We start from the raw sequence: 22,500 nt of genomic DNA, 5'->3' as shown, positions 1-22,500 counted from the left end.
GCCGCCCCACCCGCCCGGCCGGGACCCCCGTGGCGAGCGCCTACCCTTGATGCATGACCAGCAGCAGCGACCGGAGCCTCGCAGTGGACGTTCAAGCACCCAAGAGCTATGAAATCCGCACCTATGGGTGCCAGATGAACGTCCATGACTCCGAGCGGTTGTCCGGACTGCTTGAGGACGCCGGATACGTGCGCGCCCCCGAGGGCTCGGACGGCGACGCGGACGTCGTCGTCTTCAACACCTGCGCGGTGCGCGAGAACGCCGACAACCGCCTCTACGGCAACCTCGGCCGCCTCGCCCCCCGCAAGGCGTCCCGCCCGGGCATGCAGATCGCGGTCGGCGGCTGTCTCGCCCAGAAGGACCGCGACACCATCGTCAAGAAGGCGCCCTGGGTGGACGTCGTCTTCGGCACGCACAACATCGGCAAGCTCCCCGTGCTGCTGGAACGCGCGCGCGTGCAGGAAGAGGCGCAGGTCGAGATCGCCGAGTCGCTGGAGGCGTTCCCCTCCACGCTGCCCACCCGCCGCGAGAGCGCCTACGCGGCGTGGGTGTCGATCTCCGTCGGCTGCAACAACACCTGCACCTTCTGCATCGTCCCGGCGCTGCGCGGCAAGGAGAAGGACCGCCGCACCGGCGACATCCTCGCCGAGATCGAGGCCCTCGTCGGCGAGGGCGTCTCCGAGATCACCCTGCTCGGGCAGAACGTCAACGCGTACGGCTCCGACATCGGCGACCGCGAGGCGTTCAGCAAGCTGCTGCGCGCCTGCGGGGCGATCGAGGGCCTGGAGCGGGTCCGCTTCACCTCCCCGCACCCGCGCGACTTCACGGACGACGTCATCGCCGCGATGGCCGAGACGCCGAACGTGATGCCGCAGCTCCACATGCCGCTCCAGTCCGGCTCCGACCCGGTCCTCAAGGCGATGCGCCGCTCCTACCGCCAGGAGCGCTACCTCGGGATCATCGAGAAGGTCCGCGCCGCCATCCCGCACGCCGCGATCACCACCGACATCATCGTCGGCTTCCCCGGCGAGACCGAGGAGGACTTCGAGCAGACCCTGCACGTCGTCCGGGAGGCCCGCTTCGCGCAGGCGTTCACCTTCCAGTACTCCAAGCGGCCCGGCACCCCGGCCGCGACCATGGAGAACCAGATCCCCAAGGAGGTCGTCCAGGCGCGCTACGAGCGTCTCGTCGCCCTCCAGGAGGAGATCTCCTGGGAGGAGAACAAGAAGCAGGTCGGCCGCACCCTGGAGCTGATGGTCGCCGAGGGCGAGGGCCGCAAGGACGGCGCCACGCACCGCCTCTCCGGCCGCGCCCCCGACAACCGCCTGGTCCACTTCACCAAGCCGGACCAGGAGGTCCGCCCCGGTGACGTCGTGACCGTCGAGATCACCTACGCCGCCCCGCACCACCTCCTCGCCGAGGGCGCCGTCCTCGGTGTGCGCCGCACGCGCGCGGGCGACGCCTGGGAGAAGCGCACCGCCGAGAAGGCCGCCCAGCCGGCCGGCGTCATGCTCGGCCTGCCGAAGATCGGTGCCCCGGCCCCGCTGCCGGCCGTGGCGAGCGGCTGCGGCTGCGACTGACGCGCGTGGGGCGGGCGGCCGCACCTGACACGCGCGCGTGGTGACGGGCTCCGGGTCTGACACGCGCGCGTACGACGGCGGCGCGGCGCCACCGGGCCGGGACGTGACGACGGGCCGCCCACCTGGGGTTACCCTGCCGCACATGCTTGTCGCCGCCGCAGTCTGCCCCTGTCCGCCGCTCCTCGTGCCCGAGGTCGCCGCGGGCGCCGCACCCGAACTGGACGCGGCGCGCGCCGCCTGCTCCGACGCACTGGCCGTGCTGGCGGCCTCCCGCCCCGACCTGCTCGTGGTCGTCGGCCCCGCAGACGAGGCCGGGAGCGGCGCCCGCGCGGAGGGCACGAGAGGCTCGTTCCGCGGCTTCGGCGTCGACCTCGCCGTAACCCTCGGCCGTGCGGACGCGGACACCCCCGCGGACCCCGCGCTGCCGCCCTCGCTGGCCGTCGCCGCCTGGCTGCTGGAGCGGACCGGGTGGGCGGACGCGCCGATCGAGGCGCTCGGTGTGCCGGAGTCGCTCACGGCGGAGGCGTGCGCCGAGGCCGGACGGGAGATCGGCGCGCGGGCGGAGCGGGTCGCTCTGCTGGTGATGGGCGACGCCAGCGCCTGCCGGACGCTGAAGGCACCCGGCTACCTCGACGAGCGCGCCGCACCCTTCGACGCGGCGGCCGCCCGCGCACTGGGCGCCGCCGACCTCGCGGCGCTGCGGGACCTGGACACCGGCCTCGCCCGCGAACTCCAGGTCTCGGGCCGCGCCCCCTGGCAGGTGCTCGCGGGCGCCGCCGAGCCCGCCGGCCTGACCGGCACCCTGCTCCACGAGGACGCTCCGTACGGCGTCGGATACGTGGTCGCGGCCTGGTCGTAGCGCGCCACGGCGACCGCACCGCCGTATGCGGCGCGGTCGCCGATGCAGGGGCGGGCGTGCTCAGGACGCCGGCGGCGGGGACTTCGGCGGGGTGAACGTGTCGCCGCCACCCGCCCCGGGCCCTTCCTTGTGCGCGATCCGGTCCATGGCACCCTTCGCCTTGTCGGTGCCGGTGTGGATCTTGTCGCTGTACTTGCCCTTGGTCTTCTCGTCGACGACCTTGGCGGCCTTGTCGATGCCGTGATGGACCTTGTCCCCGTGCTGGTGCGCGAGGTCAGAGACCTTGTCCTTGGCCGGCGCCAGCTTGGCCTTGAGATTGTCCAAAAGACCCATGGGTCACCTTCCCTCGTGGGTGCTGTCAGGATCGGGCGTTCTCGCCGGACTCGCTGTCGGCCACCTCGTCGGCGGACTGCTGCCGGGGGATCTCCACGGGCTCGGCACCGGTGACCGCGACGGCGCCCGCCGCGCGCGTGCCCGGCTCCGGCTCCGTCCCCGTCCTCGCGGTCTCCGTCCCCGTGTCGGCCCCGGCGCGGTCCCCGGCCTCGGTCGCCTCCACCTCCGCCTCCGGTCCGGCCCCGGCGGACACCGCCTCCTCGACGGGTTCCTCCGTGACGTCCCCGGTGGCTCGTGCGGCCGCCTCCGTGGCCTTCGAAGCCTTCGACCTTGCGAAAAGTCGCTCCAAAACGCCCATATTCACTCCATACGGTACTCGTGCGGACGAAATCCCGCGTCACCCGGTGCGTCTCTTTGCGCCACCGGGGTCACCGCCCGCGCGCGGGTGACGGGATCCCGCCCCGGGCAACGACACCGCACACGCGCCGTCACGTAACTCGTTCGAGGGCGGTGTCCGGGGTTTGGGAGACTGGTGCGGTGAGCAGCGCACCCCTCGCCCCCCGCGTCATCGCCGTCGTCGGACCGACCGCGGCCGGAAAGTCCGATCTGGGCGTATTTCTGGCCCAACGGCTCGGCGGCGAGGTCGTCAACGCCGACTCCATGCAGCTCTACCGGGGGATGGACATCGGCACCGCCAAACTGACGCCCGAGGAACGGGCCGGCGTCCCGCACCATCTGCTGGACGTCTGGGACGTCACCGTCACCGCCTCCGTCGCCGAGTACCAGCGGCTGGCCCGCGCCCGGATCGACGCCCTGCTCGCCGACGGCCGCTGGCCGGTCCTCGTCGGCGGCTCCGGCCTGTACGTCCGCGGCGCCGTCGACAACCTGGAGTTCCCCGGCACCGACCCCGAGGTCCGCGCCCGGCTGGAGGAGGAGCTGACCCTGCGCGGCTCCGGCGCGCTGCACGCCCGGCTGGCCGCCGCCGACCCCGAGGCGGCGCACGCCATCCTGCCCAGCAACGGCCGCCGTATCGTCCGAGCCCTCGAAGTGATCGAGATCACCGGCAAGCCCTTCACGGCCAATCTGCCGGGCCACGACTCGGTCTACGACACCGTGCAGATCGGTGTCGACGTGGCGCGTCCCGAGCTGGACGAGCGCATCGCACGCCGCGTGGACCGGATGTGGGACCAGGGGCTCGTGGCCGAGGTGCGCGCGCTGGAGGCGCGGGGCCTGCGCGACGGGCGTACGGCGTCCCGCGCGCTCGGCTACCAGCAGGTCCTCGCGGCCCTCGCCGGGGAGTGCACCGAGGACGAGGCGCGCGCCGAGACCGTCCGTGCCACCAAACGCTTCGCGCGCCGTCAGGATTCGTGGTTCAGGCGCGATCCGCGGGTGCACTGGTTGAGTGGGGCGGCGGCGGACCTCACGGAACTTCCGCGGCTTGCGCTGGCGTTGGTCGAACGACCGGTTACAGCCTGATCACGTCATGGCATCGGGACGCCCAGGCCGTCATCCGGGCCTCCGGCGCCGTGCCATCATCGAGCTTCGATCGACCAAGTGGAGTCCGAGTTGGGAGGGCGCGTGGCGATGGAGGCCGGCCCTCGTGACACCGCACCAGGCACCGAGCACCTCACCCCCGAGCCGGGGGAAGTGGAGCCCGGGGCGGTCCCCGCGACCCCGGACGCGGCGGACGACACCCAGACCGGTGGGGTGACCGACGACGGTCCCGAGCCCGAGGAGATGTTCGCGGGCGGGCCCGAGGTCGAGGTCGAGCTGCGCCCGCGCGGCCGGCTGCGGATCTGGCAGCTCGCGCCCATCGTGGCGCTCTCCGCGACCGGGTCCCTGATGTTCGCCTTCCCGCTCGCCTTCGACTTCGGCGACAGCGGGGCCGTGATCGCCATGCTGGGGCTGCTGATCTGCTCCTGCGCGGCCGGCTGGGGAATGATGGCCGCGCGCCGCGTGGGTTACACGTGGCCCGGGCTGCCCCCGCGCGGCTCCGGCCGCCGCCCGGACTGGCGGGTCGTGCTGGCCTACGTCCTCCTGGTCGTCGTCGTGGCCGTGCTCGCCGTCTGGCGGGTCGCCCGGCTCCGCTGAGCGGCACGCGCGCGTGCGGGCCGCCTGGCCTGCGCCGGGGGCTGTCCCGCGCGCCGGCCGGCGTCCCGCCCCGGACCGGGCCGCCGTCCCACCCCGTGACCGGACCGCCGTCCCGCCCGTGACCTGGCTGTCGGTGGCAGCCCGTACGATCGAGGAATGAGCACGCGGATCGCCTTCCTCAAGGGGCACGGCACCGAGAACGACTTCGTGATCGTCCCGGACCCCGAGAACACCGTCGACCTGCCCCCGGCCGCCGTCGCCGCCCTGTGCGACCGCCGCGCCGGCATCGGCGGGGACGGCCTGCTGCACGTCGTGCGGTCCGCGGCCCACCCGGAGGCCCGGGAGATGGCCGCCGAGGCCGAGTGGTTCATGGACTACCGCAACAGCGACGGCTCGATCGCCGAGATGTGCGGCAACGGCGTACGCGTCTTCGCCCGCTACCTCCAGCACGCCGGGCTGGCCACCGAGGGTGATCTCACCGTCGCCACGCGCGGGGGCATCAAGAGCGTCCACCTCGCCAAGGACGGGGACGTGACCGTCGGGATGGGCCGCGCCCGTCTCCCCGAGGGCGAGGTCACGGTCAGTGTCGGCGAGCGGAGCTGGCCCGCGCGCAACGTGAACATGGGCAACCCGCACGCCGTGGCCTTCGTCGACGACCTCGCGCACGCGGGCGACCTGCACTCCCCGCCGCCGTTCAGCCCCGCCGCCGCGTACCCGGACGGGGTCAACGTCGAGTTCGTCGTCGACCGCGGCCCCCGGCACGTCGCCCTGCGCGTGCACGAGCGCGGCTCCGGCGAGACCCGCTCCTGCGGCACCGGCGCGTGCGCCGTCGCCGTCGCCACCGCCCGGCGGGACGGCGCCGACCCGGCCGTCACCGGCACCCCGGTCACCTACACCGTGGACGTCCCCGGCGGACGGCTCGTCATCACCGAACGGCCGGACGGCGAGGTCGAGATGACCGGCCCCGCCGTGATCGTCGCCACAGGGGAGATCGACCCGGAGTGGCTGGAAAGCGCCGTCCGCTGACGGCGGCTCGGCTTCGCATCGGAGGCCCCGCGGTCCCGAGGTGCACGGATGGCATCCTCGGGTCTCGGGCAAGGGTTCGAAATGGCCGACCGTCCCCGTTCGAGTGGCGCAAAACAGTAAACCCCTGGATCGTCGCTCGAATGGGTGATCCGTTTCACGCTGGGCGAGAGGCGGTCTGTCGCGCGTGATGGGGTCGGTAGCATCAAGCACCGGCCCGGACGGGGGACATCACCTGTCCCCTGAGCCGTGTCCGCCCTGGGACACCCCGTCCGCCGGTCCACGCAGCCGGAGGTGCCCATGAGTGCGGAGGCCACGAACCCTGCGACCCCAGGCCCGGTCGTACCCGCCGTGTCCCGCAGGCGCAGCCTGCCCAGGATCGACCTGCGCCGCCTGGGCCGGGCCGCCCTGCTCGGCACCGCCTCCCGCGGCCGGCTGCCCGACGCGATCGGCCATGTCGTCGAGGCCCACCGCGCCCACCACCCCGACGCCGACCTCGAACCCCTGCGCCGCGCCTATGTGCTCGCCGAGTCCTCGCACCGCGGCCAGATGCGCAAGAGCGGCGAGCCCTACATCACGCACCCGCTCGCCGTGACCCTGATCCTCGCCGAACTCGGCGCGGAGACCACGACGTTGACGGCCTCACTGCTGCACGACACCGTCGAGGACACCGATGTGACACTCGATCAGGTCGGCGAACAGTTCGGCGCCGAGGTGCGGTTCATCGTCGACGGCGTCACCAAACTGGAGAAGGTCGACTACGGCGCCGCCGCCGAGCCAGAGACCTTCCGCAAGATGCTCGTCGCCACCGGCAACGACGTGCGCGTGATGTCGATCAAACTCGCCGACCGGCTGCACAACATGCGCACTCTCGGCGTGATGCGCCCCGAGAAGCAGGCCCGCATCGCCAAGGTCACCCGTGACGTCCTCATCCCGCTCGCCGAACGCCTCGGCGTCCAGGCCCTCAAGACGGAACTGGAAGACCTCGTCTTCGCGATCCTGCACCCCGAGGAGTACGAGCACACCCGCGAACTCATCGCCGGCAACGCCTCCCAGGCCGACGACCCGCTCGCCGAGTTCGCCGACGCCATGCGCACGGTCCTGCGCGACGCCGACATCCCGGCCGAAGTCCTCATCCGGCCACGGCACTTCGTCTCCGTCCACCGCGTCTCCCGCAAGCGCGGACGGCTGCGCGGCTGCGACTTCGGCCGGCTGCTCGTCCTGGTCAACGAGGACGCGGACTGTTACGGCGTCCTCGGCGAACTCCACACCTGTATGACGCCCGTCGTCTCGGAGTTCAAGGACTTCATCGCCGTCCCCAAGTTCAACCTCTACCAGTCGCTGCACACCGCCGTCGCCCGCGAGGACGGCCAGGTCGCCGAAGTCCTCATCCGCACCCACCAGATGCACAAGGTCGCCGAGGCCGGAGTCGTCGCGCTCGGCAACCCCTACGTCGCCTCCCCCGAGGACCAGCCCCGCGAGGCGGTCCCGGCCGACGAGGAGCGTGTCGACGAGCGCGTCGACCCCACCCGGCCCGGCTGGCTCTCCCGCCTCCTCGACTGGCAGGAGGCCGCGCCCGACCCCGACACCTTCTGGTCCACCCTGCGCGAGGACCTCGCCCAGGACCGCGAGATCACCGTCTTCCGCCCCGACGGCGGCACCCTCGGCCTGCCCGACGGCGCCACCTGCGTGGACGCCGCGTACGCGCAGTACGGCGAGGACGCGCACGCGTGCATGGGCGCCCGTGTGAACGGCCGGCTCGCCACCCTGAGCACCGTGCTGCGGGACGGCGACACCGTGCAGCTCCTGATGGGCCAGGACCCGGCCTCCGAGCCCTCCCGGGAGTGGCTGGACCACGCCCACACCCCCGCCGCGCGCATCGCCATCCAGCGCTGGCTCGCGACCCACCCGGCGCCGGCCGAGACCGACCGCGCCGACGACCCCGCCGACGACTCCGCGGGCGGCGAGGCTCTCGCGGGGGCCGTGTCCGAGCCGTCCGGCACGGACGCGCAGGCTCCGGATGCCGTCGCCCCCGCCGCCCCCGGGGGCCAGGCGTCCCGGCCGGCGGCCGCGATCACCGTCGTGGACCGGCCCGACGCGAGCGTACGGCTCGCCGGGTGCTGCACCCCCGTACCGCCCGACGAGGTCACCGGCTTCGCGGTGCGCGGCGGCGTGGTGACCGTGCACCGCGCCGAGTGCGCCGCCGTGGCGCGCATGGCGGACGCGGGGCGCGCGGCGGTCGACGTGAGCTGGGGAGACACCACCGGATGCCGGGTCACCCTGGTCGCTGAATCGTTCGGCCGCCCCCATCTGCTCGCCGACCTCACCGAGGCGATGGCCCTGGAGGGCGCCGAGATCGTCTCCGCGACCGTCGAACCGCCGACCCAGCAACGCGTCCGCCACACGTACACCGTCCAACTCCCCGACGCGGCCCACCTCCCCACCCTGATGCGCGCCATGCGCAACGTCCCCGGCGTGTACGACGTCGACCGCGCCCGGCACCACGCGCCAACGGCCTGAGCCGGTCTTCCCCGCCGGCGTACGGGTCGGGCGCCCACGCCCCGTCGCCCGTGTCACCGCACACGCGCGTGCGCAACCCGTTCGGGTGGGCCGGGCGCGCGCCGCCGCCGTGGGGTACGGACGCGCTGGTAGCGGTGGTGCATGCCGCTCACCCTCCGCCACGCGTCCCGCCGCCCTCTGTCCTTGTCCTTCGCCGGTCTCCGTTCCTTCGCCGGTCTCCGTTCCTCTGCCGGTCCCCGGGCTTTTGACGGTCCCCGTGTCCGCCCTCGTCCGGCGACCTCCCGTCGGCTGAAGTCCGCGCTGCTCGCCTCGGCCGTCTCCGTCTGTCTCGTCGCCGCGAGTGCCCCGGCGGCCCCGCTGGGCGTCGGCGACCGCCTCTACCCGTACCTGGGCAACCCCGGGTACGACGTGGCGTCGTACGACCTCTCCTTCACCTATCCCGGCAGCAACACCGAGCCCCTCCAGGCCGTCACCACCATCGACGCCTGGACGACGACCGCCCTGGAGCGGATCAACCTCGACTTCGCCCACGGCACGGTGGAATCGGTCGAGGTCGACGGCGAACCCGCCGCCTTCACCAGCGCCGGCGACGACCTCGTCGTCACCCCGCGCGACCCGCTGGCGACCGGCAGTTGGACGCGTGTGACCGTGCGGCACACCAGCGATCCGGTCGGCGCCGACGGCAGGGACGGCGGCTGGGTGCGCACCGCGGACGGCCTCGCCATGGCCAACCAGGCCGACGCCGCCCACCTGGTCTTCCCCTGCAACGACCACCCCTCCGACAAGGCGCTCTTCACGATCAGGGTGACCGCGCCCGACGGCTACACCGCCGTCGCCAACGGGCTACCGGCCGGTGTCGACCGGGAGGGCGGCTCGACCACCTGGACGTACCGCACACAGCACCCCATGGCCACCGAACTCACCCAGGTGTCCATCGGCCGCTCCAGCGTCGTCCACCGCGAGGGCCCGCACGCGCTGCCCATCCGTGACGTGGTCCCCACCAAGGACCGCGAGCTGCTCGAACCCTGGCTGAAGAAGACCCCCGACCAGATCGCCTGGATGGAGAGCAAGGTCGGCCCCTACCCCTTCGAGACCTACGGCGTCCTCATGGCCGAGGCGACCACCGGCTTCGAACTGGAGACACAGACCCTCTCCCTCTTCGAGAAGCACCTGTTCACCGAGCCCGGCTACCCCGCGTGGTACATCGAGTCGATCATGGTCCACGAGCTGTCCCACCAGTGGTTCGGCGACAGCGTCAGCCCGCGCACCTGGTCCGACGTCTGGCTCAACGAGGGCCACGCCACCTGGTACGAGGCCCTCTACGCGGAGGAGAAGGCGGGCCGCACCCTGGAGGCGCGCATGAAGGCGGCGTACGGCGCGTCCGACCGCTGGCGCGCCGCCGGCGGACCTCCCGCGCTCCCCAAGCCGCCGCAGGCAGGCCAGAAGATCGGCATCTTCCGCCCCAACATCTACGACGGCGCGGCCCTCGTCCTGTTCGCGCTGCGTGAGGAGATCGGCACCCGCTCCTTCGAGCAGCTCGAACGCGCCTGGGTCCAGGAACACCGGGACTCCACCGCCACCACGGACGACTTCAGGCGCCTCGCCGAGAAGATCTCCGGACGCGACCTCGACGCCTTCTTCCAGGCATGGCTGTACGGCGAGAAGACCCCGCCGATGCCCGGCCACGCCGACTGGGAGACCGCCGCACCGGCTGCCAAGTAGGCCCGTGCACCGGCCCCGGAATAACACGGTGACGAGACGGGGCGTCCCGTGCGACCATCGTCCGGTCGGCGCGGCACGGGTCACGGGAATCTCCCGGAGCGCTCGTGCGTTGTTCCACGTGAAGGACCGCCGTATCGGCATCCCCAACGACGTAAGGATCCAATGACCTCCTCTTCTTCCCCTTCCCAGGACGCCAAGCGCTTGGCGCACGCCTACCCCGAAGGTCTTCGGGCCGATGCCCTGATGGAAGAGGACGTCGCCTGGAGCCACGAGATCGACGGAGAGCGGGACGGCGAGCAGTTCGACCGCTCCGAGCGCGCGGCCCTGCGCCGCGTAGCGGGCCTCTCCACCGAACTCGAGGACGTCACCGAGGTCGAGTACCGCCAGCTCCGTCTGGAGCGGGTCGTCCTCGTCGGTGTCTGGACCACGGGGACCGCGCAGGACGCGGACAACTCCCTCGCGGAGCTGGCCGCCCTCGCGGAGACCGCGGGCGCGCTGGTGCTCGACGGCGTCATCCAGCGCCGCGACAAGCCCGACGCGGCCACCTACATCGGCTCCGGCAAGGCCGACGAACTGCGCGACATCGTGATCGAGACGGGCGCGGACACCGTCATCTGTGACGGTGAGCTGAGCCCCGGCCAGCTCATCCACCTCGAAGACGTCGTCAAGGTCAAGGTCATCGACCGTACGGCCCTGATCCTCGACATCTTCGCCCAGCACGCCAAGTCCCGAGAGGGCAAGGCGCAGGTCGCGCTCGCGCAGATGCAGTACATGCTGCCGCGGCTGCGAGGCTGGGGTCAGTCCCTGTCCCGTCAGATGGGCGGCGGCAAGGGCGGCGGCCTGGCCACCCGTGGTCCCGGTGAGACCAAGATCGAGACGGACCGGCGGCGGATCCGCGAGAAGATGGCGAAGATGCGCCGGGAGATCGCGGAGATGAAGACCGGCCGCGAGATCAAGCGCCAGGAGCGCAAGCGCCACAAGGTGCCCTCGGTCGCCATCGCGGGCTACACCAACGCCGGCAAGTCGTCCCTGCTCAACCGTCTCACCGGCGCGGGCGTCCTCGTCGAGAACGCCCTGTTCGCGACCCTCGACCCGACCGTGCGCCGGGCCGAGACACCGAGCGGCCGGCTCTACACGCTGGTGGACACGGTCGGATTCGTCCGGCATCTGCCGCACCACCTGGTCGAGGCGTTCCGCTCCACCATGGAGGAGGTCGGCGAGGCCGATCTCATCCTGCACGTGGTGGACGGCTCGCACCCCAACCCGGAGGAACAGCTCGCCGCCGTGCGCGAGGTCGTCCGGGACGTCGGCGCCACCGGCGTGCCCGAGATCGTCGTGATCAACAAGGCGGACGCGGCGGACCCGCTGACCCTCCAGCGGCTGATGCGGATCGAGAAGCGCTCCATCGCGGTCTCGGCCCGTACCGGCCAGGGCATCGAGGAGCTGCTCGCGCTCATCGACAACGAGCTGCCGCGGCCCTCGGTCGAGATCGAGGCCCTCGTGCCGTACACCCACGGCAAGCTGGTCGCCCGCGCCCACACCGAGGGCGAGGTGATCTCCGAGGAGCACACGGCGGAGGGCACCCTGCTCAAGGTCCGGGTCCACGAGGAACTCGCGGCGGACCTCGCACCGTACGTGCCGTCCGCGGCCTCGGCCGCGTCGGCCGCCTCGGCGGTCTGACCGACGGCCCGACGGCGAGCGCCCGACGGCGAGCGCCCGAGGGCGAGCGCCTGAGGCGAGTACGACAGCCCGGAGCCCCGCACCCTGTCACAGGGCGCGGGGCTCCGGGCTGTCTGCCTTGCTGCTACTGGCCGGCGAACTTGTCGCTCACCGAGTCGAACACACCCTTGGCCACCTCACCCAGTCGCGGCCCCGCGAGCCAGCCCGACGTCACCGGGCCGATCGAGGTGTTGGACACCAGCGCGGGCTTGCCGTCCGCTCCCGCGGCCACCCAGCCGCCGCCGGAGGAACCACCGGTCATCGTGCAGCCGATCCGGTACATCGTCGGGTCCGAGGCGTTGATCGACAGCCGTCCCGGCTTGTCCTGGCACTGGTACAGCTTCTGCCCGTCGAACGGCTTCGCCGCCGGGTATCCCGTCGCGGTGATGCTGTTCACCTTCGGCACCGCGGGCGCGTTGAAGTCCACCGGCAGCGCGGAACCGACCGTCTCCTCCAGGGACTTGCCGGAGCCGTCCTCCGGCGTCACATGGATGACCGCGAAGTCGTACGAGGCACCGTCACCGCCGGTCTGCCCGCCCTGCGCGATCCACTGGTCCGAGGTCCGCGCCCAGTCGCCCCACCAGACACCGTACGGAGCCACCTGCTCCTTGGTCGCCGTCTGGAGCTCCTGGTCCGACAGGCCGGAGTCGTTGTACGACGGCACGAAGGCGATGTTGCGGTACCAGCCGCCGCTCTTGCCCGCGTGCACACAGTGGCCCGCCGTCCACACCATGTTGGACTTGCCGGGGTGGGCCGGGTCCTGCACGACCGTCGCCGAGCACACCATCGTGCCCTCGGGGGAGTCGAAGAACACCTTGCCCGCCTCGGGGGCGTTGGCATGGTACTTCGTCGCCACCGCGCGCGCGTCCACCGGCTGCGGCGTCGGGTCGGTCACGCCCTGGTCACCGGTGAGGTCGTTGTCGTCGACCCCGCGGTCCGGGTCCTCGGCGTCCCGCATCCGGTCCGGGTCCCACAGCCCCTCGATGATGGGGTTGATGTAGTCCTGCGCCTCACGCAGCCAGTCGTCCTTGTCCCACTTCTTCCAGGCGCCGTTCTTCCACTTGTCGAGATCGATCCCGTGTTCCTTGAGCCGGTCCTTGATGTCGTCCGGGATCTTGAGCTCTCCGGTGCCGCCGGCCGTGGCCGTGGCACCGGCCTGACCGTCGACGTCGGTGTCGCCCGAATCACAGGCGGTCGCGGTGAGCGCGAGCACCGAGACGAGGGCGAGGGCGCCCAGCACGGGGGAGGTCCTGCGGCGCGCGGTCCCCCCTCGGCGAACGGTGAACGACGGCCGTATGGATCGCATGGTCTTAACTCCCCCTGCTGTCAACGAACTTGGAGCCGCCGGTCCGATTCCTCGCGTGAACTCGTCCTCGGCTCAGGGCGAGTTCGCGCGGGCTCACGGCCAGGTGCGACGGCACCACACGATATGCGTTCGCTGTGCGGTACTCCCCACGGAACGGCAACGGTTCCGTCACGGCAAGGATCTTGAAGCAACCCGTAACCCGTTGCGCACTCCGCGGTTGGTAGCGATGAGGCCGGCCGTCGGTGCCCGGCCTCACGTTCGCGATTCCGGCATCTCGACCTCTCGATGTCTCGGCATCCCGGCCTTCTGCGTGACGCACCGACGTGCCTCTGGACGACGGGGAGGGCGGGGAAGCCTTGACGGTGACCGAATCTTTGGCGGAGGGAGATGCGGCGGGGAGGGACACGGCAGGCAGAGCCCTGGCAGGTGGAGACACCGCGGAGAGGGATCCAGCGGGAGCGGGGACCCTCGGTGAGGCGGATGCCGGCGGGGGCGGTGTCGCGTCGGGCCTGGTGTCGGGACTTGTATCTGGACCTGTGTCGGGGCCCGTATCGGGACCGGTGTCGGGACCGGTGTCCGGATTGGGGGGCGCACGCCGCGCGCACGAGGGGATCCTGCGGCGCCAGTCGGCGCGCGAGTCCGCGGCGCGCACCTACGCACGTGCCCTGCCGATCGTGCCCGTCCGTGCCCGCGGACTGACCATCGAGGGTGCCGACGGCCGCCGCTACCTCGACTGCCTGTCCGGCGCCGGAACTCTCGCGCTCGGCCACAACCACCCCGTTGTGCTGGAGGCCATCCGCAAGGTCCTCGACTCGGGCGCGCCCCTGCACGTCCTCGACCTCGCTACCCCCGTCAAGGACGCGTTCATCACCGAGCTGTTCCGCACCCTGCCGCCCGGGCTTGCCGATCACGCGCGCGTGCAGTTCTGCGGCCCGGCCGGCACGGACGCCGTCGAGGCCGCGCTCAAACTGGTCCGCGCCGCCACCGGCCGTACCGGCGTCCTGGCCTTCACCGGCGCCTACCACGGCATGACCGCCGGATCCCTCGAAGCCTCCGGAGGCGCCTCCGACGTGCGGGTGACACGCCTGCCCTATCCCCAGGACTACCGCTGCCCGTTCGGCGTCGGCGGCGAGACCGGTGCCGAACTCGCCGCCCGCTGGACCGAATCCCTCCTCGACGACCCCAAGTCCGGGGTCCGCCCACCCGCCGGGATGATCCTCGAACCCGTCCAGGGCGAGGGCGGCGTCATCCCCGCCCCCGACGCCTGGATGCGCCGCATGCGGCAGCTCACCGCCGACCGCTCGATCCCGCTCATCGCCGACGAGGTCCAGACGGGCGTCGGCCGCACCGGCGCCTTCTGGGCGGTGGAACACAGCGGGGTCACCCCCGACGTCATGGTCCTCTCCAAGGCCATCGGCGGCAGCCTGCCCCTGGCCGTCGTCGTCTACCGCGACGACCTCGACGTCTGGGAACCGGGCTCCCACGCCGGCACCTTCCGCGGCAACCAACTCGCCATGGCCGCCGGCACGGCCACCCTCGCCTACGTGCGCGAGAACGACCTCGCCCACCGCGCGGCCACCCTGGGCTCCCGCCTCCTCGACCAACTCTGCGGCCTGGCCGCGGACTTCCCCTGCATCGGTGACGTCCGCGGACGCGGCCTCATGATCGGCCTCGAACTGGTCGACCCGGCGGGGGAACGCGCGAGCATGACGGACGCCCTCCGCATGGACCCCATCTCGCCCCCTGCTCAGGGCCCGCACCCGGCGGCCCCCGGCCTCGCCGCCGCCCTTCAGCAGGAGTGTCTGCGCCGCGGTCTGATCGTCGAACTCGGCGGCCGCCACGCCAGCGTCGTCCGGCTGCTCCCGCCGCTGACGATCACCGACGAACAGGCGGCGGCCGTGCTCGACCGCCTGGCCGACGCGATGACTGCGGTGGCCCACGCCCACGCCGTCGGCGCCGCCCCCACGGATCACCCCCTCATCCGGCAGAGCCGGCCGGCCCCGGCCCCACGTCACGAGGAGCGACCTTGACCACCTCCCCACAGCCCGCGGTCCCCACCTCCACACCGCCTGCCTCCTTCCCGGCCCCGCGCCGCCAGGCCGAGACCCTGCACATCGAAACATCGCTGCCCACCACCGCCCTTTCGACAAGCCCTCCAAGTCCCGCCTCGCCCTCGGCTTCGACACCCACCTCGAACGACCTCCCCGACGTCCTTGACCACCCCGACCCGCACACGGCCGCCCAGGCCGCGGCCGTCGAGAACCTGCTGCGCTGCTGGGTCCGCGAGACGGACCTCCCCGCACCCGCTGACGGGACCCTGCGCATTCCGCTCCCCGCCAGCGGAACCGCACTGCTCACCCCCGTCCTCCACTGGTCCCCGACCGGCTGCCACCGCTTCGGCCCCCCGCGTCTCGCCGACACCCCCGACCAGGCCCCACCCGTGGACGCGATCACACTCGCGGCCCTGCTGTCCCGAGAGACCCCGGGCACCGAGCCCGCCCACAAGGCGCTGGCCCAAGAAGCGCCCGACCTCGTGGCCCGCGTCGCCGACTCCGTCCGCCGCACCGCCGCTTTCATCAGCGAGCGCCGGGAACACCCGGCCGACGGATCCGACCTGTTCCTCTCCGCAGAGCAGGCACTGGTCCTCGGCCACCCCCTGCACCCGACCCCGAAGAGCCGAGAGGGCCTCTCCGACGCCGAAGCGCGTCTCTACTCACCCGAGTCGCGTGGCTCCTTCCTCCTCCATTGGCTCGCTGTCGCTCCTTCCGTACTCGCCACCGACTCCGCGTGGACGGCCCGCGGCCGTACGATCCCCGCTGCCCGGGTGACGGCGCGGCTGGCCGATGCCGCACTGCCGCTCCCCGACGGCTACGCGGCGCTGCCCATGCACCCCTGGCAACTCCGCGAAGCCCGGCACCGGCCGGACGTCGCCGCCCTCCTCGACGCCGGCCTGCTCCGCGACCTCGGTGCCCACGGTTCGCCCTGGCACCCCACCTCCTCGGTCCGGACCGTCCATCGCTCCGGCGCCCCGGCGATGCTCAAGCTGTCGCTGGGCCTGCGCATCACCAACTCCCGTCGTGAGAACCTCCGCAAGGAACTCCACCGCGGCGTCGAGGTCCACCGACTGCTCCGCGCCGGCCTGGTCAGGCAGTGGCAGTCGGCCCACCCCGGCTTCGACATCGTCCGTGACCCGGCCTGGCTCGCGGTCGACGGTCCGGACGGCCAGCCGGTGCCGGGCCTGGACGTCGTCATCCGCCACAACCCGTTCGCCCCGACCGACGACGTCACCTGCGTCGCCGGACTCGTCGCACCCCGTCCGTACCCGCGGCCGGCCGCGGACCGCCTGCCAGTCCACAGTTCCCGACTGGTCGCGCTTGTCGCACGCCTCGCCGAGAAGACCGGTCGTCCGCGCGCGGCGGTCGCCGCCGAGTGGTTCCTGCGGTACCTGGAGCAGGTCGTCCGCCCGGTGCTGTGGCTGGACGGCGAAGCCGGCGTCGCCCTGGAGGCGCACCAGCAGAACACGCTGCTTCTGCTGGACGCCGACGGCTGGCCGGCGGGCGGCCGCTACCGCGACAACCAGGGCTACTACTTCCGCGAATCCCGCCGTGCGGAACTCGACGCCCGGCTGCCCGGCATCGGCGAGCGCAGCGACACCTTCGTCTCCGACGAGGTGACCGACGAACGCTTCGCCTACTACCTCGGCATCAACAACGTGCTCGGACTCATCGGCGCCTTCGGCTCCCAGAAGCTCGCCGACGAGCGCCTTCTGCTCGCTGCGTTCCGCCGCTTCCTCACGGACGCCGCCTCCGGCCCCGACCGGCTGCGCAGCACCCTGCCCGCCCGACTGCTCGACTCACCCACACTGCGCTGCAAGGCCAATCTGCTGACCCGGCTGCACGGTCTGGACGAACTCGTCGGCCCCGTGGACACCCAGTCCGTCTACATCACCATCACCAACCCCCTTCATCGTCTGCATTCCTGAACCCACCGCAGAGCCGACCGCAGAACCCATCGCAGAGCCGACCGCAAGCCCTGAACCGACCCCCGCCCTGCCCCACCACCGCCGAGAGGAGCCCGGCCCGTGTCCGCGTCAGCCCCCTTCCCTGCCGGTGACTGGCGCTCGGCGGTCACGCCCGCCGGCGTGTTCCGTCTGGTGCCCGTGCGCATCGAGCGGGACCTCGCCCGCGTCGAGCGTTGGATGAACGACCCCGAGGTCGCGGAGTTCTGGGAACTGGCGGGGCCCAGGTCCGTGACCGAGGGGCATCTGCGCCGGCAGTTCGCCGACGGCGGGCACAGCGTTCCGTGCCTGGGCGTGCTGGCGGACACGCCGATGAGTTACTGGGAGATCTACCGGGCGGACCTCGATCCGCTGGCCCGCCACTATCCGGCGCGGCCCCACGACATCGGGATCCATCTCCTCGTCGGCGCGAAGACCGACCGGGGACGAGGACTCGGCAGTCTGCTGCTCCGAGCCGTCGTCGATCTCGTACTGAACGAGTGGCTCGCATGTACTCGTGTCATCGCTGAACCAGACCTTCGCAACACCCCCTCCGTCGCCGCTTTCCTGAGTGCGGGCTTCCGGTTCTCCGCCGAGGTCGACCTTCCCGCCAAACGGGCCGCCCTCATGGTCAGGGACCGGAAGCTGTGTGATGTCTCGTGACGCTCCGAAATCGGGCCGTCACAGATGGAACGCCTCGGGAATCGCATCGGTTCCCGCCGGCTCCTCCATTTCCTCCGACTTCTCTTCCCCTGTTCCTCCGACTTCTCCGAACCCCGTCGCGCCGAGCCCCGTCACTCCCGAACCCCACCGCTCCCGAACCCGAGAACCCCACACCTTGACTCCGCCACAGTCACAGCCACCGCCTCCCTCCGTCTCCTCTCCAGCCCCCTCCACCTCCCCGACCACCTGCGCGATCCCCCGATTGTCAGTGCCGAGCCGTAGGGTGGTCGCGCTATGACGAAGCCCTCTCTCCCCGAACTCCTGCACGCCGCCGTCGCCGCTGTCGGCGGGGCGGAGCGTCCCGGCCAGGTGGCCATGGCCGAAGCCGTCGCGGAGGCCATCGACGGCGGATCGCATCTGCTCGTCCAGGCCGGCACCGGCACCGGTAAGTCGCTGGGCTACCTCGTGCCCGCGCTCGCGCACGGGGAGAAGGTGGTGGTGGCTACGGCCACCCTGGCCCTCCAGCGCCAGCTCGTGGAGCGGGATCTGCCGCGTACGGTCGACGCACTGCATCCGCTGCTGCGCCGCCGCCCGGAGTTCGCGATGCTCAAGGGCAGATCGAACTACCTCTGCCTGCACCGCCTGCACGAAGGAGTCCCGCAGGACGAGGAGGAGGGCCTCTTCGACCAGTTCGAGGCGGCCGCGCCCACCAGCAAGATGGGCCAGGACCTGCTGCGCCTGCGCGACTGGTCGGACGAGACCGAGACCGGCGACCGGGACGACCTCACCCCCGGTGTCTCGGACCGGGCCTGGGCCCAGGTGTCGGTGTCCTCACGGGAGTGCCTCGGCGCGTCGAAGTGCGCGTACGGCGCCGAGTGCTTCGCGGAGATGGCCCGCGAGCGCGCCAAGCTGGCCGAGGTGGTCGTCACCAACCACGCCCTGCTGGCCATCGACGCCATCGAGGGCGCCCCCGTCCTGCCGCAGCACGAGGTGCTGATCGTCGACGAGGCCCATGAACTGGTCTCACGGGTCACCGGCGTCGCCACCGGCGAACTCACCCCGGGCCAGGTCAACCGTGCGGTGCGCCGGGCCGCGAAACTCGTCAACGAGAAGGCCGCCGACCAGCTCCAGACCGCCGCCGAGGGCTTCGAGCGGCTGATGGAGCTGGCGCTGCCCGGCCGTCTGGAGGAAATCCCGGAGGATCTCGGCTACACGCTGATGGCGTTGCGGGACGCCGCCCGGACCGTGATCTCCGGGATCGGGGCGACCCGCGACAAGTCCGTGCAGGACGAGGACGCGGTCCGCAAGCAGGCCCTCGCCTCGGTGGAGTCCGTGCACGACGTGGCGGAGCGGATCACGAACGGCTCCGAGTGGGACGTCGTCTGGTACGAGCGGCACGACCGCTTCGGCGCATCCCTTCGGGTAGCCCCGATGTCGGTGTCGGGCCTGCTGCGGGAGAAGCTGTTCGCCGACCGTTCGGTCACCCTGGCCTCGGCGACGCTGAAGCTCGGCGGTGACTTCAACGGCGTCGGTGCCTCGATGGGGCTCGCCCCCGAGGGCACGGAGGGGGACGACCTGCCGCAGTGGAAGGGCATCGACGTCGGCTCGCCCTTCGACTACCGCAAGCAGGGCATCCTCTATGTCGCCAAACATCTGGCGCGCCCCGCGCGCGACGGCGACCGCACCGACATGCTGGACGAGCTGACGGAGCTGATCCAGGCGGCCGGCGGCCGGACCCTCGGCCTCTTCTCCTCCATGCGGGCCGCCCAGCTCGCCGCCGAGGAGCTGCGCGGCCGTATCCCCGAGTTCCCGATCCTCCTCCAGGGCGAGGAGACACTCGGCGAGCTGATCAAGAACTTCGCGGCGGACCCGGCGACGTGTCTGTTCGGCACGCTGTCCCTGTGGCAGGGCGTGGACGTCCCGGGGGCCAGTTGCCAGCTCGTCGTCATGGACAAGATCCCGTTCCCGCGCCCGGACGACCCCTTGATGAGCGCCCGCCAGAAGGCAGTGGAGGATGCGGGCGGCAACGGCTTCATGGCCGTCGCCGCCACGCACGCGGCGCTGCTGATGGCGCAGGGCGCGGGCCGGCTCGTGCGCGCGTCGGGGGACCGGGGCGTGGTCGCCGTACTGGACCAGCGGTTGGCGACGGCCCGCTACGGGAGCTATCTGAAGGCGTCCCTGCCGGACTTCTGGTACACCACGGACCGGAACCAGGTGCGGAGGTCGCTCGCGGCGATCGACGCGGCGGCCAAGCAGACCGAAACGGAGTGAAGTCGGCCGGGTGGCCTGTCCCGTCGTCCCCGTCGTCGGGCGAGGGCAGCCACCCGCGCGCGGTCGAGCCACGGCACCCGTTCATGAGGAACCGCGCGGGGCGTGTCCGCACAGCACAGGGCCCCGGAACCGGCGCAGGGATCCCGGGGCCCAGTCGAGGGGGCGGAGGAGGTGAGTCCGCCCGCCGGTCTCAGACGCGGCGCAGTACGGCCACCACCTTGCCGAGGATGGTCGCGTCGTCACCCGGGATGGGCTCGTAGGCGGCGTTGTGCGGGAGGAGCCAGACATGGCCGTCCTCGCGCTTGAAGCGCTTGACGGTGGCCTCGCCGTCCAGCATGGCGGCGACGATGTCGCCGTTCTCGGCGACGGGCTGGCGGCGGACGGTGACCCAGTCGCCGTCGCAGATCGCGGCCTCGATCATCGAGTCGCCGACGACCTTCAGCACGAACAGTTCGCCGTCACCGACGAGCTGGCGGGGGAGCGGGAAGACGTCCTCGACGGACTCCTCCGCGAGGATCGGGCCGCCGGCGGCGATCCGGCCGACCAGCGGGACGTACGAGGCGGCGGGCTTGCCCGCGGTGTCCGTGGGCTGCACGCTGGCCGCCTGGTCGGAGCCGCGGACCTCGTACGCGCGCGGGCGGTGCGGGTCGCGGCGCAGGAAGCCCTTGCGCTCCAGGGCCATGAGCTGGTGCGCGACCGAGGAGGTGCTGGACAGGCCGACCGCCTGGCCGATCTCCCGCATGGACGGCGGGTAGCCGCGCCGCTGGACCGAGTCCCTGATGACCTCGATCACCCGGCGCTGGCGGTCGGTGAGCCCCGAGCTGTCCGCCCGGATGCCTGGAGGTCGCCCCGGCAGGGAGCGCTTGTGCCCCTCCGGGTTCACGGATTCGTTCATCGCATGCACCGGCTCGAGTCGGCCCTGGGAGCGGTCCTGGGCGGTGATGGTGGCACTGTCTGCGGTGGTGGTCACGTCGGCCCCTCTCGATTGTCTCCCTGCTGGACAACGGTAGTTGCTTTCGAAAGGTTGCGCCAAACACACGTTCGAGTGAAAAAGCGCGGAGAGCGTGACTTGATCATGTTTCTGGGTGTATGGCTGACGCGGAGTCTCGCGGACAAAAGGGCCTTTTGCTGTAGCCTTCACCGCCGCCCCGCTTCCGCGCGGGAGCCGTGCTCCTCCGCGTGCGGCCCCACCGTATCGCCGTAACCCTCGCGTGAACACGGGTGTGCACGCGCGTGTGCGGTGTCGCATGCGGTGTTCCGAGGGGGCGTCGCGCCGCCCGGGGCGTACGGTGTGTGACCGCGCGGACGCGACACGCGCGCAAGGGGTGCGTGCATGGGCCAATCCCTACATGTAGTGGTTGGATGGCAACAGCAGCCCAGAAGTTGTGTCCCCCGTGTCTTTGGACGCCCGCGGATCGCCTATGCTTGGGGCTGCTTCGAGGGGCCCATGAGGTCCGGCGAGGCCATCGAGTCTGCTGTGAGGAGGGTTGGGAGTTCATGCACTGCCCCTTCTGCAGGCACCCCGACAGCCGTGTCGTCGACAGCCGTACGACGGACGACGGCACGTCCATCCGCCGGCGCCGCCAGTGTCCGGACTGCTCACGTCGTTTCACGACCGTGGAGACGTGTTCGCTCATGGTGGTGAAGCGGTCGGGAGTCACCGAGCCGTTCAGCCGCACCAAGGTCATCAACGGTGTGCGCAAGGCGTGTCAGGGACGGCCTGTCACCGAGGACGCCCTCGCCCAGCTCGGCCAGCGGGTCGAGGAGGCGGTGCGGGCCACCGGGAGCGCCGAGTTGACCACCCATGACGTGGGCCTGGCCATACTCGGGCCGTTGCAGGAGCTGGACCTCGTCGCCTACCTGAGGTTCGCCTCCGTGTACCGGGCCTTCGACTCGCTGGAGGACTTCGAGTCCGCCATCGCGGAACTCAGGGAACAGACGGGACGCTCCGCCGCGGACGATGACGACCGTGAGCACGCGGGAGGCGCCGCGGGCGCTGTCGCGGGGAGCCGGGAAGACGACGGCGGAAGCGGGGCCGTCGAGGTCCCCGTGCCCGCCCACGCCGCCGACTGACCGACAGGCCGGAACCGGACCAGGGTGTCCGGGGCCGGCCCGGGAGCGGCGGATCCAGACCTGTTGCGGGCGGTGGCGCGTGGACGCCCGCAGCACACGACAGAACAACGTGTCACGGGAACAGCGTGGCATTTCAGGGCGTTTTCGCCCGTAGAGGGAGGCGGCATGACAGAGACGGCGAGCGGTCCGGCACGAGGGTCCCGAGCGAAGGGCACCAAGGCCACCAAGGGACTGCGTATCGAGCGCATTCACACGACCCCCGGCGTGCATCCGTACGACGAGGTCGCCTGGGAGCGCCGTGACGTCGTCATGACCAACTGGCGCGACGGCTCGGTCAACTTCG

The 22,500-nt window shown here is 71.9% G+C and carries 16 protein-coding genes and 1 pseudogene; 13 read left to right on the top strand and 4 right to left on the bottom strand.

What is annotated here, in order from left to right:
- Positions 1 to 53: 53 nt before the first annotated feature.
- Together miaB and G6W55_RS23600 are read left to right on the top strand one after the other, a co-directional pair.
- Positions 54 to 1,580: a tRNA (N6-isopentenyl adenosine(37)-C2)-methylthiotransferase MiaB gene (gene miaB, locus G6W55_RS23605; protein WP_175522844.1), complete on the top strand. Its 1,527-nt coding sequence runs from the start codon at positions 54 to 56 to the stop codon at positions 1,578 to 1,580.
- Positions 1,581 to 1,722: 142 nt separating this feature from the next.
- Complete coding sequence (locus G6W55_RS23600; RefSeq protein WP_175522843.1) at positions 1,723 to 2,439, top strand: class III extradiol dioxygenase subunit B-like domain-containing protein; 717 nt, start codon at positions 1,723 to 1,725, stop codon at positions 2,437 to 2,439.
- 60 nt (positions 2,440 to 2,499) lie between these two features.
- Here the strand turns inward: G6W55_RS23600 and G6W55_RS23595 are convergent, their stop codons facing one another.
- Both G6W55_RS23595 and G6W55_RS23590 read right to left on the bottom strand, forming a co-directional pair.
- Entirely contained in the window at positions 2,500 to 2,772 is a 273-nt protein-coding gene (locus tag G6W55_RS23595) for an antitoxin (RefSeq protein WP_085212805.1), read from the bottom strand.
- A gap of 25 nt (positions 2,773 to 2,797) precedes the next feature.
- Positions 2,798 to 3,130 (bottom strand): hypothetical protein, encoded by a 333-nt coding sequence (locus G6W55_RS23590; protein WP_175522842.1) that lies wholly within the window; start codon positions 3,128 to 3,130, stop codon positions 2,798 to 2,800.
- A 179-nt stretch (positions 3,131 to 3,309) separates the two neighbouring features.
- On the opposite strand from G6W55_RS23590, the gene miaA reads away from it, so the two are divergent.
- From miaA to hflX, 6 genes are all read left to right on the top strand, one after another.
- A complete protein-coding gene (miaA, locus tag G6W55_RS23585) occupies positions 3,310 to 4,248 on the top strand; it encodes a tRNA (adenosine(37)-N6)-dimethylallyltransferase MiaA (RefSeq protein ID WP_175522841.1) in 939 nt (312 codons plus the stop codon).
- A gap of 108 nt (positions 4,249 to 4,356) precedes the next feature.
- Positions 4,357 to 4,863, top strand: a complete 507-nt coding sequence (locus G6W55_RS23580) for a hypothetical protein (protein WP_175522873.1) — start codon at positions 4,357 to 4,359, stop codon at positions 4,861 to 4,863.
- A 156-nt stretch (positions 4,864 to 5,019) separates the two neighbouring features.
- Positions 5,020 to 5,889: a diaminopimelate epimerase gene (gene dapF / locus G6W55_RS23575; RefSeq protein WP_175522840.1), complete on the top strand. Its 870-nt coding sequence runs from the start codon at positions 5,020 to 5,022 to the stop codon at positions 5,887 to 5,889.
- A 297-nt stretch (positions 5,890 to 6,186) separates the two neighbouring features.
- Positions 6,187 to 8,406 carry a bifunctional (p)ppGpp synthetase/guanosine-3',5'-bis(diphosphate) 3'-pyrophosphohydrolase gene (locus G6W55_RS23570; protein WP_175522839.1) on the top strand — a complete coding sequence of 740 codons (2,220 nt, stop codon included), beginning with the start codon at positions 6,187 to 6,189 and terminating at the stop codon, positions 8,404 to 8,406.
- A 141-nt stretch (positions 8,407 to 8,547) separates the two neighbouring features.
- Entirely contained in the window at positions 8,548 to 10,128 is a 1,581-nt protein-coding gene (locus G6W55_RS23565; RefSeq protein WP_175522838.1) for a M1 family metallopeptidase, read from the top strand.
- Positions 10,129 to 10,290: 162 nt separating this feature from the next.
- Positions 10,291 to 11,808 (top strand): GTPase HflX, encoded by a 1,518-nt coding sequence (gene hflX / locus G6W55_RS23560; protein WP_175522837.1) that lies wholly within the window; start codon positions 10,291 to 10,293, stop codon positions 11,806 to 11,808.
- Between the two features lie 124 nt (positions 11,809 to 11,932).
- Here the strand turns inward: hflX and G6W55_RS23555 are convergent, their stop codons facing one another.
- On the bottom strand, positions 11,933 to 13,153 hold the full coding sequence (locus G6W55_RS23555) for a serine protease (protein ID WP_175522836.1): 1,221 nt from the start codon (positions 13,151 to 13,153) through the stop codon (positions 11,933 to 11,935).
- Between the two features lie 560 nt (positions 13,154 to 13,713).
- Between G6W55_RS23555 and G6W55_RS23550 the strand changes: the two genes are divergently transcribed.
- The 4 genes and pseudogenes from G6W55_RS23550 (at position 13,714) to G6W55_RS23535 (ending at position 20,084) form a co-directional block, all read left to right on the top strand.
- Positions 13,714 to 15,183, top strand: coding sequence for a diaminobutyrate--2-oxoglutarate transaminase family protein (locus G6W55_RS23550; protein WP_175522835.1), 1,470 nt, complete (start codon positions 13,714 to 13,716; stop codon positions 15,181 to 15,183).
- On the top strand, positions 15,180 to 17,135 hold the full coding sequence (locus G6W55_RS23545; RefSeq protein WP_175522834.1) for an IucA/IucC family siderophore biosynthesis protein: 1,956 nt from the start codon (positions 15,180 to 15,182) through the stop codon (positions 17,133 to 17,135). The genes G6W55_RS23550 and G6W55_RS23545 overlap by 4 nt, the downstream gene beginning before the upstream one ends.
- Positions 17,136 to 17,273: 138 nt before the next feature.
- Positions 17,274 to 17,813: pseudogene (locus tag G6W55_RS23540) on the top strand (GNAT family N-acetyltransferase); the annotation flags it as partial.
- Between the two features lie 294 nt (positions 17,814 to 18,107).
- Entirely contained in the window at positions 18,108 to 20,084 is a 1,977-nt protein-coding gene (locus G6W55_RS23535; protein WP_175522832.1) for an ATP-dependent DNA helicase, read from the top strand.
- Positions 20,085 to 20,274: 190 nt separating this feature from the next.
- Here the strand turns inward: G6W55_RS23535 and lexA are convergent, their stop codons facing one another.
- Positions 20,275 to 21,054: a transcriptional repressor LexA gene (gene lexA / locus G6W55_RS23530; RefSeq protein ID WP_030796593.1), complete on the bottom strand. Its 780-nt coding sequence runs from the start codon at positions 21,052 to 21,054 to the stop codon at positions 20,275 to 20,277.
- Positions 21,055 to 21,581: 527 nt separating this feature from the next.
- Between lexA and nrdR the strand changes: the two genes are divergently transcribed.
- Positions 21,582 to 22,157: a transcriptional regulator NrdR gene (gene nrdR, locus G6W55_RS23525; RefSeq protein WP_030796595.1), complete on the top strand. Its 576-nt coding sequence runs from the start codon at positions 21,582 to 21,584 to the stop codon at positions 22,155 to 22,157.
- Positions 22,158 to 22,500: the final 343 nt, after the last annotated feature.

Origin of the sequence: Streptomyces sp. CAI-85 (genome assembly GCF_013363615.1) — a bacterium.
In the GTDB taxonomy this organism is placed as follows: Bacteria; Actinomycetota; Actinomycetes; order Streptomycetales; family Streptomycetaceae; genus Streptomyces; species Streptomyces antibioticus_B.
This window is presented reverse-complemented; position numbering and strand designations above follow the sequence as displayed.